This is a genomic window from Erwinia sp. V90_4 (assembly GCF_029967685.1).
GTDB lineage: Bacteria > Pseudomonadota > Gammaproteobacteria > Enterobacterales > Enterobacteriaceae > Erwinia > Erwinia aphidicola.
Genome location: NZ_JASCAQ010000041.1, coordinates 184,977 through 199,606 on the forward strand (window position 1 = coordinate 184,977; position 14,630 = coordinate 199,606).

Genomic DNA, 14,630 nt, shown 5'->3' on the forward strand with positions numbered 1-14,630 from the left:
CGAGATGAAATTGATGAATTATCGATACTATTTACTGCTGTTTGCCGCCGTTGCGCTCGCACCGTTCAGTTTGCCGACCCAAGCCGGCTCGCTGAAATGTGTCACAGAGCGGCGAGGTGCTTTCCCGCTGGTGGTGTTCAACGCCGGCAACGCGCTGAAATTATCCTCTTCACTGCCAATGGGAGCTAGGGTGTTTAACCAGAGCTACACTATCACCGCCTGGTGCAGTATCAGCGATCCTCAGCAGCAGGGAAATGAACTGGCCTTATTCATTCGCCGTAACGGCAGTAAAATACTCGGTAACGGCTTAACGCTGATCACCACGCTAAATGGCGATCGGGGTAGCGATGATGGCGTAGTCAGTACCGGCGTGATGATTACCAATCATAATGCTGCGGCTGGTCTCCCGCATAGTACCTGGCAACGAGCCAGCTTTGGCGTCACCGTTGAAATTGTTAAAACCGGGCAAACGCCGGAACGCCCTGAGCAGGTAACGCCAATTAACTCACGCATTTCACTATTTGATATTGGCTCCGACAACGGCGGAAAAAAAGCGAACTATCAGATGCTGGATGCCGAAAAGTGGCTGAGCTTCAAAGCAAAGAGCTGTAAAGTTCAGGGACCTGCGTCCTTTAGCGTTTCGCTAGGTACCATCAGGATCAGACAAGACCGGGGTTTCGGTTCAGCTATCGGTTCCACTAGCGAGGGTAAAACATTCGCGCTTAACTTTATTTGCGATACGGATGTTTCGGGCAATTTTAATGTGATGCTGCGGCTCGATGGTCAAACCCCAACAGGTGGGGCAAAACAGGGATTGATCAGCCTGAACAGCCAGGCTCACAGCGCCAGCGGCGTCGCGATACAAATCTTACATGCTGCCAGTGGCTTTCCGGTAGATATTGGCAACAGCTGGAAAATCGGCAGTTATCCTCTTGCCCGCCGTACCATAGAAGTGCCGTTGCTTGCACGCTACTACCAATTGACACCGGGCATTACTCCCGGAAAGGCTACCGGCATACTCACCTGGACAATCAGCTATCTGTAAACGGTGCACGTTAAAAAAAAGTCGGAAAGCGACACGATTAAGCCGCCCTGCTCTACCTATCCCCGGCCGGGATTGTTATCATGCTCTATTACCCTCTGTGGTCCGGCGCGCCCCGGATAATGACTCTGACTGAAGGACTTCGCCATGCAACCTTTGAGTGGCCCTGGTGCGCCGATTCCCGGCGATCGACCGACGATCGATGCCCAAAAGGGCACATCGCGCCCCGGCCCTGGCGATCAACCTCTTACGCCTGCACAGCGCACCACGCTGGAGCGCCTGATCGTCAAGATCATGTCGCTCAGCACGCTGAAATCCCCCGAGCTGTGGGCTGGCCTGCGCCATGAGGTCGGAGTAAAAAATGATGCTGGCCTGCTGGCGCGCCATTTTCCACCGGCGGAACAGTTTCTCAATACGCGTTTGTCACAGGTGCAAAACACCCACGCCACGCGCCAGCTGTTACAGCAGCTGACCGACCTGCTGCCCACCGGGAATAACCGCCAGGCGGTGAGCGACTTTATCCGTCAGCAGTTTGGTCATACGGTCTTAAGCTCGCTCAACCCTGACCAGCTGCGTCAGGTGCTGACCATGCTGCAGAACGGGCAGATGGCGATCCCACAGCCGCAGCAGACGCGCAGCAGCGATCGCAGCCTGCTGCCAGCCGAGCATCAGACGCTGAACCAGCAGATTTCGCGCCTTGCCGCCGCCACCGGCGAGCAGCCGGTCAAACTGTGGGCTTCCGTACTGAAGGTGATGAACCTGCACAGCGGTGATCCTATCCCCTCGCGCGCCTTCCCGCTGCTCAACCAGTATCTGCAGGCCAGCCAGACGCTTAGCCAGCATAGCGCACCGACGCTAACGCAGCTGATTGCCACCCTGAAGCAGCCGCCGGATGTGGGCGAGCAGCGTATGCTGGAGGATTACAGCCAGCAGCGCTTCAGCATTGCGCCACAAACGGTGCTCAGCCCGACTCAGGCACAGGACCTGCTCAATCTGCTGTTCAGCCGCCGCGCAGAGCGTTTGCAGGAACAGCCGCTGGCCGACAGCGAGCTGAATCCAAAACCGATTGCAGCGCCAATCTGGGGTACGCTGCCGCCGATGTTGCAGCCGCTGGCGAATCGTCCGGTGTTTACCGCCTTTGCCATGCTGATCCTGCTGGTTCTGGTGCTGTGGATGCTGTTCTGATTTAGCGCCTTATCAGGGCTGGCGCCAACGCGGCGCCAGCTCTTCTTCTCAGGCCACTTCCTCTACCGGCTTGCCGCCAAAGCGGTCGCGCATAATCTGCTCGATCTCCTCCAGGCTCTTACCTCTTGTCTCCGGCAGCATCAGCGCCACAAAGGCCAGTGAGCCGATGTTAATGATGGCGAAAATAAAGAACGTTTTGCTGCCGGCAAACGCCATCAGCGGCGGGAAGCAGAAAGCGACCAGCGCATTAAAAATCCACTGTAATGACACCGCGGTGCCCGTCAGCGCCCCGCGCAGCTGCATCGGGAACAGTTCGGACATCAGCAGCCAGTAGACGGGTGAAATGCACATCTGCATAAAAAACAGGAACATCAGAATAAAGGCCAGCGCCAGATAGCTTTGGGTTAGACCGGCTGGCACCAGCGTCATCACCAGCCCTAACAGCAGCTGAGCGGCGATAACAAAGAACAGCCCGGTCATCAGCATCTTACGGCGTGGGAAGCGGCTAACCGCCCAAATACCCACGAAGGTGGCAATCACGGAAACCACACCGTTGCCAATCGTGGCGGCGATAGAGGCGCTGGTTCCCAGCCCGGTCGACTTCAGGATAATCGGCGTGTAGTACATAAAGGCATTGACCCCGGTGAACTGGATAACGAAACCCAGCCCGATGCCGATCATCAACAGGCGCAGCACCCATTTTTCCTTAATCAGGGTCATCACGTCCGGCCCACGCTCGGCCTTACGCGCCTGCTTTTTCATCTCGCGCATCTCCTTACGCACCTCTCGCGGAGTTTCACGCAGGTACTTCAGGATGTTTTTTGCCTCCTGCAGTCGCCCTTCGGCCACCATCCAGTGCGGGGATGCCGGAACAAAGAAGGTGCCGATAAACAGCAGCAGGCCGGGGATCATGGCGATAGCCAGCATATAGCGCCACAGGTGTTCGTCATGCAGCAGATAGCTGAGCAGCGTGCTGGCAACGTAGGCCACCAGCTGGCCGGTGACAATCATCAGCTCATTACGGCTCACCAGTGGAGCCCTTAATTTCGGACCGGCGATCTCAGCAATAAACACCGGCACGGTGGCCGACCCGCCGCCAACGGCGATACCGAGCAGAAAACGCATCGCCACCATCACCGAAATCGACGGTGCAAGAGCGGTACCGAGGGAGCCGGCAACAAACAGCACGGCGAGGCTGCGAAGAGTGATGCGGCGGCCAAACTTGTCGGAGAAGAAACCACTGAGAAAGGAACCGAGCGCTGCGCCAAACACCAGTGAAGAGGCGACCAGCCCTTCAGTAAACGAGTTTAAGCCCAGCCCGCCCTGTGCCGCAGGCGCGGACATATAGGGTAAAGCCCCGGAGATAATACCGGTGTCGTAACCAAAGGCCAGCGCACCCATTGTGGCGACCAGCACCACAAAGAAAATTCGCTGTTTAACAATCGTCGCGCGCGAAGACCCATCGGCTTCAGATGAGTCTGGGGAGGTTATGTTCATATGATCCCTGAATAAGAAGAAAAGTCTGTGGCGCTCACATTTATTGTGAAAAAGGCGCTAAACGGTGAGTCGCGCAAAAAGTGTAGACTCCGTCACAGTTTTCGACAAATTCAAAAGTCATTTAACATCCGCAGTTGCTTAGAGCGGCAGCGGCGGGTAGTTATCACGCAGCCAAAAATCAACTCACGCCGCAGGCAGCCCCGCGCGGGCAAAGCTGAAGGTGACGGCAATACCCAGCGCGGCGCAGACCGCTCCGGCAATGTACACCGAACCGTAGCCGAGACCGGTGGCCAGCAGCCCGGTAAGCGGGCCGGTGATGCCATAAGCGATATCCTGAAACGCCGAAAAACCGCCTAGCGCGGTGCCACGCACCTGCGGCGCCACCCGTTTTAGCACCTCAACTCCCAGCGCCGGGAACACCAGCGAACAGCCGCAGCCGGTCAAAGCCGCCCCTGCCAGGGCTATCCAGCCGTTCGGGGCCATGCCGAGCAGCAGCAGGCCAAGCGCTTCCACCGTCAATGAAATCAGCGCCACGCGCGTACCACCCAGCCGATCCGGCAGGCCGCCAAACAGCACGCGCACCAGCACAAAGGCTACGCCAAACGCGGTTAAAGCAAACCCGGCATTGCCCCACTGGCGATCGGCGAAATAGAGCGAGGTGAAGGTGCCAATCACCGCAAAGCCTGCCCCCTGAAGTGCCAACGCAGAGCCCGGCTGTGCTATCTGCCTAACCACTTTCCACAGTGACGGTCGCTCACCACCGTGTACCGCTACGGCGCGCACGCCAAGGTTGAACAGCAGCGCCGCCAGCGGCAGCAGAATAGTGGCAATGCCCAGCAGTGCAAAACCGCCGTGGCTGTATAACAGCAGCCCGAGCGGTGCTCCTGCAGCCAGCGCGCCATAAATGGCCATGCCGTTCCACGACATCACCTGGCCGCCGCGCGTCGCGCCCACCAGCCCCATGCCCCAGGTCAGATTGCCGGTCAGCAGCTGGCTTTCACCAAAGCCCAGCAGCAGGCGCCCGGCCACCAGCAGGGCAAATTTAGCCATTACCGGCAGCGGCAGCAGTGCCGCCAGCAAATAGGCAACCCCAACCAACGCCAGCGCCAGCATGCCCTGTAGCGTTGAGCGTTTTGCCCCGCGCTGATCGGCCAGCCTTCCGGCATAGCCACGCGTTAGCAGCGTGGCAAAAAACTGGATGCCTACCGCAACGCCCACCATAAAGTTGTTCAGCCCCAGCACCTGGTGAACATAAAGCGGGATCACCGGCAGCGCGAGGCCCGCCGTCAGGTAGGTGAGAAATACGGCAAATGAGATGCGCGCCAGCGCAGTCGTGGCCTGCGCCGGGCGTTGGTCGATACGGCTGGACATCGTTAACTCCTCCTGAGAGAACCGGGGCACGGCCTGTGCCACAGATGGTTATGGAATTTTATTTTCAAAGGAAACCAGAGTGGCTAAATAGTTTCAAATCGTCAACGCAATTAACCGCCCGCGCTGGAATGTAACCCAGTTACGTGCCTTATTACCTGCGGTAGCTAAACAACCAGACCAGGCTCAGGCATAAAATCGCGATATGCGCCGCATTTCGCTGACAAAAATAGCGGCTGTTTGAGATTAGAGTACCACTTTCACTCAGACCGGGATGCGCCCTGCGGGTAATTGTTACCAAAATGATAACAGGAAAAAAAATTAACAATAATGAAACAATAAGATCTCAGTAAACTTCCTACAATCACGCCAAAAATAACAACTTATTAACAGATTTAACTACATAATTTAACTTTAAAGGTCACCGATCACACTTTCCATCATTGCCCACTTCTTCGCCAAAATCTTATTGCTATCGTGAGCCGGTGGTGAAATCCACCCTCATACCTGACGAAAACAACGATCTGGATAACAAGGTACTGCTATGAAATTTAACCTCGCGTTACTCAATGCATGTGTCGTATCCGCCTGCATGTTATTAGCAACACCCGTGCTGGCAGCAGAAAAACATGATATCGCCGTCGTGGCAAAAGTCACAGGCATTCCGTGGTTTACCCGGATGGCGGTGGGCGTGGACGAAGCGGCGAAAAAGCTCGACGTCAATGCTTACCAGGTTGGCGGCTCCACGGCCGATCCGGCGCAGCAGGTAAAGGTGATTGAGGACCTGATCGCCAAAAAAGTCGACGCAATCATCGTGGTGCCCAATGACGCCAAAGTCCTTGAGCCCGTGCTGAAAAAAGCGCGTGACCAGGGCATCGTAGTGCTGACCCATGAATCCCCGGACCAGCAGATTGGTCAGTGGGATATTGAAACCATCGACAGCACCAAATATGCCGAAAAGAATATGGATGAGCTGGCGAGCGCGATGGGTGGCAAGGGCGGATACGCCATTTACGTTGGCTCACTGACCGTGCCGCTGCACAATGCCTGGGCCGATGCGGCCATCAAATACCAGAAAGAGAAATACCCGGAAATGCACGAAGTGACCGCGCGCCTGCCGGTGGCGGAGAGCATCGACAAATCCTATGCCACTACGCTCGACCTGATGCGCACCTACCCTGACCTCAAGGGCATCATCGGTTTTGGCTCGCTTGGCCCAATCGGTGCCGGACAGGCGGTGAAAAGTAAACGGGCGAAAAACAAGATCGCCGTGGTGGGTATCGCGATGCCAGCTCAGGCTGCGCCTTACCTGATGAGCGGCGATATCAAAAAAGCCCTGCTGTGGGATCCAAAAGATGCCGGTTTCGCCCTGGTCAGCCTGGCGGATCGGCTGCTGGATGGCAAACAGGTGACGCCTGACCTGACCATCGACGGCCTGGGCAAAGCGGATGTTGATATGCAGCATCACGTTATCCGCTTCAACCGCATTCTGGAAGTGACCAAAGATAACGCTAAATCCCTCGGTTTTTGATTGTTTCGGGCCGGCGACTGTCGGCCCTCACCCACTCCAGGGCGATGAATGATGGCCACACAAACTCCTTTTATATCGTTGGAAAAAATCAGCAAATCGTTTCCCGGCGTGCGTGCGCTGGATAACGTCACGCTGACGCTGAACCGCGGCGAAGTACACTGCCTGGCCGGGCAAAACGGCTGTGGCAAAAGTACCCTGATCAAAGTCATTTCCGGGGTATATCACCCCGACAAAGGCTCGCATATCAGCGTTGACGGCAAGCGCTTTAACCAGCTCAGCCCTGCCCTGTCGGCGTATTACGGCGTGCAGGTGATCTACCAGGATCTGTCGCTGTTTCCCAATTTATCGGTGATGGAGAACATCGCGGTCCACCGCTATCTGCCGGGCGGCAGCTTCTGGGTGAATCGCCGTGCCATGCGCCAGCTGGCGCTGGAGACCATGCAGCGTATCGGCGTTAGTCTCGACCCGGCGCGCAAAGTAGAAAAACTGTCGATCGCCGACCGGCAGCTGGTGGCGATCTGCCGGGCGCTGGCCGCCGATGCCAGCCTGGTGATCATGGATGAGCCCACCGCCTCACTGACGCGCCATGAGGTTAATGGCCTGCTGCGCGTGGTGCGTGAGCTAAAGGCCGCCGGGATCTGCGTGGTGTTCGTCAGCCATAAGCTGGATGAGGTGATGGAGGTTTCGGACCGCATCAGCGTGATCCGCGACGGCAAGCTGGTCGGCACCTATGCCGCCAGTGAACTGGACGGTGATGAACTGGCGTTCCTGATGACCGGCCAGCGCTTCAGCTTCAGCCACCTGCCGGAGCGGGCCGACCGCAGCGAAACCCCGCTGCTGGAAGTGCGCAACCTCTCGCGGCGCAACCAGTATCAGCAGATTAACCTGCAGCTAAGACGCGGCGAGATCACCGCCATCGTCGGCCTGCTGGGTGCCGGGCGCACCGAGCTGTGCCTGTCGCTGTTTGGCCTTTCGCGCCCGGACAGCGGCGAAATGCTGATAGACGGTAAGCCAGTCAGGCTGCGCCATAATCGCGACGCTATCCGCCACGGCATTGCTTACGTTTCGGAAGATCGTCAGAGCGAAGGGCTGATTATGCCGCAGTCGATCTTCGACAACCTGCTGGTGCCGGTGTTTGGCCGCCTGCGCGGTCGACTCGGCTTGATGGATCGCGCGCAGGCGCGCCACCAGGTGGCCTCACTCATCCGCGAGCTCAATATCAAAGTGTCCGACAGCCAGCTGCCGGTTCAAACGCTTTCCGGCGGCAACGCCCAGCGCGTGGCGATCGGTAAATGGGTGGCGACGCAGCCCAAAGTGCTGATCCTCGACTCGCCGACCGTCGGCGTCGATATTGCTAATAAAGAGGGGATCTATCGCATTGCCCGCGAGCTGGCCGATTCCGGTATGGCGGTGCTGATGATATGCGATGAGATCCCGGAAGCTTACTACAACAGTCATCGCGTACTGGTGATGCGCAAAGGCGAGCTGGTTGCCAGCTTCGCGCCCCATCAGTGCAGCGAAGAGGAGATTGCCGGGGTGGTTAATGAATAACAAGCTGCGTCACTTGATCAGCCACCATGAGTTCTGGCTGGGTCTGTTAATTGTCCTGCTGGCGCTGGGACTAAGCCTGCGCACCAGCGAATTTCTCACTCTCGGCAACCTGACCGACGTGGCCACCAGCTATGCCATTCTCGGCATTCTCGCCTGCGGCCTGTTTGTGGTGCTGATCGCCGGAGGCATCGATATCTCCTTCCCGGCGATGACCGCCATCGCGCAGTACGTGATGGCCAGCACCCTGCTGGCGCACGGCGGCAATTTCTTCAGCGCCTTTGCCATTGCCATCGGCTGCGGGCTGCTGCTCGGCATGGTTAACGGGCTGCTGGTATACCTGCTGAGGGTGCCGGCAATTATTATCACCATCGCCACGCTCAACCTGTTCTATGGCCTGCTGGTGTGGATGACCAACGGCACCTGGCTGTACGGCTTCCCGGAATGGTTTATGAACGGCATTAACTGGCTCTCCTTTACCGCTTCGGACGGCTATGAATATGGCCTGACGCTGCCGCTGCTCTGCCTGCTGGGCGTCTTTGTGCTGACCGGTGTACTGATGAACTTTACCCGCTTCGGGCGGCAGATTTACGCGATGGGCGGTAACCGCGAATCCGCTTCGCGCCTGGGCATCAACCTCCGCAGCCTGCATCTGGCGGTTTACGGATATATGGGCGTGCTGGCGGGCGTCGCGGCCGTGGTTCAGGCACAGACCACGCAGTCGGTAGCACCGAACTCGCTGGTCGGCTACGAGCTGACGGTGCTGGCGGCGGTCGTGCTGGGAGGAGCCAGCATGAGCGGCGGGCGAGGAACGCTGATTGGTACCCTGCTCGGCGTATTACTACTGGCCTTTCTGCAAAACGGCCTGACGCTGATGGCGGTGTCATCCTACTGGCACATGGTGTTCAGCGGAGTGATTATTCTGGTGAGCGTCAGCGCGACGGCGTGGAACGAGAAACACCAGCTGGCGAAGGGGAACTGAGATGCAGACATTACTGAATAAACTGCCGGGCGACCGCATCATCCGGCTGCAGCTGCTGATGATGGTGGTGGTGCTGGCGCTGTTTTCCCTGACGCTTGGCGGACGCTTCTTTAGCAACGGCAACTTTCAGTCTATCGCCAGCCAGCTGCCGGTGCTGGGGCTGCTGGCATTAGGCATGGCAGTGACCATGCTGACCGGCGGCATCAATCTGTCGATTATTGCCAGTGCCAATGCCTGCTCGCTGGTGATGGCGGCACTGATTGTCGCCCATCCGGAACAGCCGCTGTGGCTGGCCCTGGCGCTGCTGGCCGGCCTGCTGACGGCCGTGGCGATTGGCGTGCTTAACGGTGTGCTGATTGCAGTGGTGGGCGTTTCGCCAATTCTGGCAACGCTCGGCACCATGACGTTGATTGCCGGGCTGAATATCCTGCTGTCGAACGGCGCGGTAATCTCTGGCTTCCCGCCGCTGATCCAGATGCTCGGCAACGGGGATATCGCCGGCATCCCGCTCTCGCTGTTGATCTTCCTGCTGGTCGCTGCGCTGGTGTGGCTGCTGCTGGAACGCACCACGCTCGGGCGCAGCATTCTGCTGATCGGGTCGAATGAGAAGGCCACGCGCTTTAGCGGGGTGAACACCACCCGCGTGATTATCACCGTGTATGTCCTCTCCGCGTTGATGAGCTGGGGAGCCGCGCTGCTGATGATGTCGATGTTTAACTCTGCCAAGGCAGGTTATGGCGAGTCATGGCTGCTGGTCACCATCCTCGCCTCCGTGCTCGGCGGCATCAATCCTGACGGCGGCTTTGGCCGTATTCCCGGGCTGGTGCTGGCACTGATTGTGTTACAGATGATTGAAAGTGGACTGAATCTGCTGGGGGTGAGTAGCTACCTCACCATGGCACTTTGGGGTGGCGTACTGATCCTGTTTATTGCGTTGCAAAATCGCAGAACCTGACGACTGAGGATAAAAATGGCGAGCTATTACATTGGTGTGGATGTGGGAACGGGCAGCGCACGCGCGGGGATTTTCGATATCACCGGGCGCATGATGGGCCAGGCCAGCCGTGAAATTGAGATGTATCGCCCACAGGCCAATTTTGTCGAGCAGTCCTCCGACAATATCTGGCAGGCGGTTTGCCAGGCGGTGCGCGATGCGATTAACCAGAGCAATATTAACCCGGTGCAGATTAAAGGGCTGGGCTTTGATGCCACCTGTTCGCTAGTGGTACTGGATAAAGAAGGCAAGCCGCTGACGGTCAGTCCGTCCGGTCGTAATGAGCAGAACATCATCGTCTGGATGGACCACCGCGCCATCGTGCAGGCCGAGCGCATTAATGCCTTAAAACATCCGGTGCTCGATTACGTGGGTGGCGTAATCTCCCCGGAGATGCAGACTCCGAAGCTGCTGTGGCTGAAACAGCATATGCCCGCCAGCTGGCAGAATATCGGCCATCTGTTCGACCTGCCCGACTTCCTGACCTGGCGCGCCACGGCGGACGAAACCCGCTCGCTCTGTTCGCTGGTGTGTAAATGGACCTACCTTGCCCACCAGGACGGCTGGGATGCCAGCTACTTTAAACAGATTGGGCTGGATGACCTGCTGGAGCGCGACGCGGCTAAAATTGGCAGTGAAGTGAAAAGCATGGGCGAACCGCTTGGGCGAGGGCTGACCCAGCGCGCCGCCAGCGAGCTTGGCCTGTTGCCCGGCACGGCGGTTAGCGCCTCGATCATTGATGCGCACGCTGGCAGCCTTGGCACCCTGGGTGCCGCCGGGCCGTCCGGCGAGCTGGCTGATTTTGACCGCCGCATCGCGCTTATTGGCGGCACCTCCACCGGTCATATGGCGATCTCCCGCGAGCCGCGCTTTATCAAAGGTGTTTGGGGGCCCTACTTCTCGGCGGTGCTGCCAGACTTTTGGTTGAATGAAGGCGGCCAGTCAGCAACCGGGGCGCTGATCGACCACGTTATCCAATCGCATCCCTGCTACGCCACGCTGCGCGAACAGGGAAAAACTCAGGATAAAACCATTTATGAAGTGCTGAATGGCCTGCTGCGCAGTATGGCGGGTGAAGCAGATAAGATCGCCTTTCTCACGCAGGATATCCATATGCTGCCCTATTTCCACGGCAACCGTTCGCCGCGGGCGAATCCGAATCTGACCGGAATGTTGACCGGATTGAAGCTGTCGCGTACCCCGGAAGATATGGCGCTCCATTATCTGGCCACCATTCAGGCGATTGCGCTCGGCACGCGCCACATTATTGAGACCATGAACCAGACGGGTTACAGCATCGATACCATTATGGCCAGCGGTGGCGGCACGAAAAACCCAATTTTCGTGCAGGAGCATGCCAACGCCACCGGCTGCACGATGCTGCTGGCGGAAGAGAGCGAATCAATGCTGCTGGGCAGCGCGATGATGGGCACGGTGGCTGCAGGCGTATATGACTCACTGCCGGAAGCCATGAATGCCATGAGCCGGATTGGCAAAACCGTGACCCCGCAAACCAACGAAATTAAACGCTACTACGATCGTAAATACCGCGTGTTCCGTGAGATGTATCACGACCATATGAAATATCAGCAGATGATGCAGGAGGCCTGATGGATGCCCAACAGAGCTGGCAGCAGGCCTGCGCGGGCTGGCAAAGTTATCGGCAAGCGCTGAGCGCGCTGGAGCAGCAGCTCGACCGTCAGCAGTGGCAGGCGGTGCTTGATGCCCTTGCCCACTGTCGCGGAAAAATCGCCGTCACCGGCATCGGCACTTCCGGTATCGCGGCGCGTAAAATCGCCCATATGCTGGCCTGCGTTGAGCACCCTGCCATCTGGCTGAGCGCCGCCGATGCTGCGCACGGTGACATCGGTTTTCTGCGCGCCGATGACGTGCTGATTATGCTGTCGCGCGGCGGCAATTCCGATGAGCTGACGCGCCTGCTGCCGACGCTTAAAGCCAAAGGCACCCTGCTGATTAGCGTGACCGAAAACGCTGATTCGGCGATTGCCCACGCGGCAGATTTGCTGCTGCTCATGCCGAAAACGCAGGAGATCGACCCGCTAAACATGCTGGCGACCACCTCCATCATCAGCGTACTGGCGGTGTTCGATGCGATGATTGCCGTGCTGATGGAATACAGCGGCTATGACAGGCAAACACTGCTGGCGGTGCACCCGGGCGGCAATGTCGGGAAGATCCTGCGCGAAGAGCAATAGAAAGGGTGCTTAAGGACAGTGCATCGCCACACCGAAAAGGCGGGATTGCTCCCGCCTCCGGCTGCTCTTACTTCTGCGGGTCGCAGGCCATAAACGCAGCCACCTCTGCGATACCGGTGCGGATCCGCACCTCACACAGGTCCTTCCTCGTCACCAGAACGGCGGCCAGCGCCGTCATACAGATGATGATAAGGGCGATAAAGATCGCCTTGTGCTGTTTCATGGTTGCTCTCCTTGTCTTTCGACGGGTAAGAGGCTAACCTGATGTTGCTAAGCATAGGATAGGCCTCGGGTTGATTGAAAAATCACTCGGGGCTTTTCTCTTTCTGCCGTCTGCAAACAGCATGCTTAAGGCAGAAAGCCTCAAGCACCCGCAGGCATAGTACGTCTCTCACGCTTTATATCTGCTGAATAAGTGCGCAAAAAAGGAAAGCGCGGTTGCTCTGTGCTAGCCTGCTGATATTCAACGATGACGGATGCTGGCAATGGACGAACAACAGATACAGAAAATCGCGATGCGCATCGCACAGGCGTTACCCGCTGCTGAGCTGTGCTACCCGTTCGGGCCGGAGTATGAAGTGTTCAAGGTCCGCGGCAAGATGTTTGCTCTGATGGCACAGGTGCGCGGCGAGAGGGTTGTAAACCTGAAATGCCGCCCGCAAGATGGCGAACTGCATCGCGTGATTTATGACAGCATCCACGCCGGCTACCATATGAATAAGCGCCACTGGATTTCGATTTATGCCGGAGAGCAGATAAGCGAAGGATTGATCAAACAGCTGGTGGAAGAGTCATACGACCTGGTGGTTGCCGGGCTGCCGAAGCGCTTACGGCCAATGGAAAAACGCTGATTTACCTGAGAGGGAAAAAAAAGGGGAGACTTTACAGTCTCCCCTTTTTATTTCGGCAGATTACGCCAGTTTGCGCATCACCAGAGTGGCGTTGGTGCCACCGAAACCGAAGCTGTTTGACATCACGGTGGTCAGCTTACGCTCGGTAGGCTTCATCACGATGTCCAGGCCTTCGGCCGCCGGGTCCAGCTCATCAATGTTGATGCTTGGCGCAACGAAACCGTGCTCCAGCATCAGCAGTGAATAGATAGCTTCCTGCACGCCAGCGGCACCCAGAGAGTGGCCGGTCATGGCTTTAGTGGCTGACATGGCCGGGGTTTTGTCCGGGAACACGGCGCGAATTGCGCCCAGCTCTTTCACGTCGCCGACCGGGGTAGAGGTACCGTGGGTGTTCAGGTAGTCGATTGGGGTATCCACGCCTTCCATCGCCATACGCATGCAGCGCATTGCGCCTTCACCCGATGGAGCCACCATATCAGCCCCGTCAGAGGTTGCGCCGTAGCCGACGATTTCAGCGTAGATGTGCGCGCCGCGTGCCAGAGCATGTTCCAGCTCTTCCACCACCACCATACCGCCGCCGCCAGCAATGACGAAGCCGTCACGCTGCTGATCGTAGGTACGGGATGCTTTTTCTGGCGTGTCGTTGTACCTGGTGGACAGGGCGCCCATCGCATCAAACTCACAGGACATTTCCCAGCACAGCTCTTCGCCGCCGCCAGCAAACACGATGTCCTGCTTGCCCAGCTGGATCTGCTCTACCGCGTTACCGATGCAGTGTGCAGAGGTGGCGCAGGCGGAGCTGATAGAGTAGTTAACACCGTGGATTTTGAACGGGGTGGCCAGGCAGGCAGACACGCCGGATGCCATCGCTTTGGTCACCATGTAAGGGCCAACGCCGCGCAGGCCTTTAGCGCGCATACCGTCAACGCTGGCAGCCTGATAGAACGGAGAACCGCCGCCGGAACCGGCAACCAGGCCCACGCGTGGGTTGTTCTGGTACTGCTCGTCAGTCAGGCCGGCATCTTTCACCGCGTCCTGCATGGAGAGGAAAGCATAAATTGACGCATCGCTCATAAAACGCAGCATTTTGCGGTCAATACGCGCCGCAATGTCTTCTTTAGACAACTTAACATTGCCCCAGACGTGACTACGCATGCCGGAATCTTTCAGCTCCTGCGAGAAGGTAATACCAGAGCGTCCTTCACGCAATGATGCCAGAACTTCCTCTTGGTTATTACCAATACTGGAAACGATCCCTAAGCCAGTAATCACAGCACGTTTCATTCAATACCTCTTCCACTTCTAATTAGGATTCGACTGGCACTCTAGCTTACAGTTGTACGCCGAACAAGTCCGATCAGCAGATTCCTTGTGTAAATTTGCGTAGGGTCAACCACATCGTTAAAATCGCGCCAC

At 57.6% G+C, this 14,630-nt stretch carries 13 protein-coding genes; 9 read left to right on the plus strand and 4 right to left on the minus strand.

What is annotated here, in order from left to right; translation table 11 throughout:
• Positions 1 to 4: 4 nt before the first annotated feature.
• Complete coding sequence (locus QLG07_RS08485; protein ID WP_282468997.1) at positions 5 to 1,045, plus strand: fimbrial protein; 1,041 nt, start codon at positions 5 to 7, stop codon at positions 1,043 to 1,045.
• Between the two features lie 144 nt (positions 1,046 to 1,189).
• The gene (flk, locus tag QLG07_RS08490) at positions 1,190 to 2,227 is read left to right on the plus strand and encodes a flagella biosynthesis regulator Flk (protein WP_048915411.1); all 1,038 of its coding nucleotides are present in this window, start codon (positions 1,190 to 1,192) and stop codon (positions 2,225 to 2,227) included.
• Between the two features lie 48 nt (positions 2,228 to 2,275).
• Here flk and QLG07_RS08495 read toward each other — a convergent pair whose 3' ends face one another.
• Together QLG07_RS08495 and QLG07_RS08500 are read right to left on the minus strand one after the other, a co-directional pair.
• On the minus strand, positions 2,276 to 3,724 hold the full coding sequence (locus tag QLG07_RS08495) for a sugar porter family MFS transporter (protein ID WP_048915410.1): 1,449 nt from the start codon (positions 3,722 to 3,724) through the stop codon (positions 2,276 to 2,278).
• Positions 3,725 to 3,907: 183 nt separating this feature from the next.
• Entirely contained in the window at positions 3,908 to 5,095 is a 1,188-nt protein-coding gene (locus QLG07_RS08500; RefSeq protein ID WP_282468998.1) for an MFS transporter, read from the minus strand.
• Between the two features lie 541 nt (positions 5,096 to 5,636).
• On the opposite strand from QLG07_RS08500, the gene QLG07_RS08505 reads away from it, so the two are divergent.
• From QLG07_RS08505 to QLG07_RS08530, 6 genes are read left to right on the plus strand one after another with little or no spacing between them, the layout of a single operon-like run.
• Entirely contained in the window at positions 5,637 to 6,623 is a 987-nt protein-coding gene (locus QLG07_RS08505) for an autoinducer 2 ABC transporter substrate-binding protein (RefSeq protein ID WP_187498311.1), read from the plus strand.
• A gap of 51 nt (positions 6,624 to 6,674) precedes the next feature.
• The gene (locus tag QLG07_RS08510) at positions 6,675 to 8,174 is read left to right on the plus strand and encodes a sugar ABC transporter ATP-binding protein (protein ID WP_133625036.1); all 1,500 of its coding nucleotides are present in this window, start codon (positions 6,675 to 6,677) and stop codon (positions 8,172 to 8,174) included.
• Positions 8,167 to 9,153 carry an ABC transporter permease gene (locus QLG07_RS08515; RefSeq protein ID WP_133623175.1) on the plus strand — a complete coding sequence of 329 codons (987 nt, stop codon included), beginning with the start codon at positions 8,167 to 8,169 and terminating at the stop codon, positions 9,151 to 9,153. The genes QLG07_RS08510 and QLG07_RS08515 overlap by 8 nt, the downstream gene beginning before the upstream one ends.
• Before the next feature lies 1 nt (position 9,154).
• Positions 9,155 to 10,108 carry an ABC transporter permease gene (locus tag QLG07_RS08520; protein WP_048915405.1) on the plus strand — a complete coding sequence of 318 codons (954 nt, stop codon included), beginning with the start codon at positions 9,155 to 9,157 and terminating at the stop codon, positions 10,106 to 10,108.
• Positions 10,109 to 10,123: 15 nt separating this feature from the next.
• On the plus strand, positions 10,124 to 11,758 hold the full coding sequence (locus QLG07_RS08525) for an FGGY-family carbohydrate kinase (protein WP_048915404.1): 1,635 nt from the start codon (positions 10,124 to 10,126) through the stop codon (positions 11,756 to 11,758).
• Positions 11,758 to 12,363, plus strand: a complete 606-nt coding sequence (locus QLG07_RS08530; protein ID WP_048915403.1) for an SIS domain-containing protein — start codon at positions 11,758 to 11,760, stop codon at positions 12,361 to 12,363. The genes QLG07_RS08525 and QLG07_RS08530 overlap by 1 nt, the downstream gene beginning before the upstream one ends.
• A gap of 67 nt (positions 12,364 to 12,430) precedes the next feature.
• On the opposite strand, the gene QLG07_RS08535 is transcribed toward QLG07_RS08530, so the two are convergent.
• Positions 12,431 to 12,586: a Hok/Gef family protein gene (locus tag QLG07_RS08535; RefSeq protein ID WP_282468999.1), complete on the minus strand. Its 156-nt coding sequence runs from the start codon at positions 12,584 to 12,586 to the stop codon at positions 12,431 to 12,433.
• Positions 12,587 to 12,848: 262 nt separating this feature from the next.
• Here QLG07_RS08535 and QLG07_RS08540 point away from each other — a divergent pair, with 262 nt between their 5' ends.
• Complete coding sequence (locus QLG07_RS08540) at positions 12,849 to 13,214, plus strand: MmcQ/YjbR family DNA-binding protein (protein WP_282469000.1); 366 nt, start codon at positions 12,849 to 12,851, stop codon at positions 13,212 to 13,214.
• 60 nt (positions 13,215 to 13,274) lie between these two features.
• Here QLG07_RS08540 and fabB read toward each other — a convergent pair whose 3' ends face one another.
• Positions 13,275 to 14,498 (minus strand): beta-ketoacyl-ACP synthase I, encoded by a 1,224-nt coding sequence (fabB, locus tag QLG07_RS08545; protein WP_048915398.1) that lies wholly within the window; start codon positions 14,496 to 14,498, stop codon positions 13,275 to 13,277.
• Positions 14,499 to 14,630 lie beyond the last annotated feature (132 nt).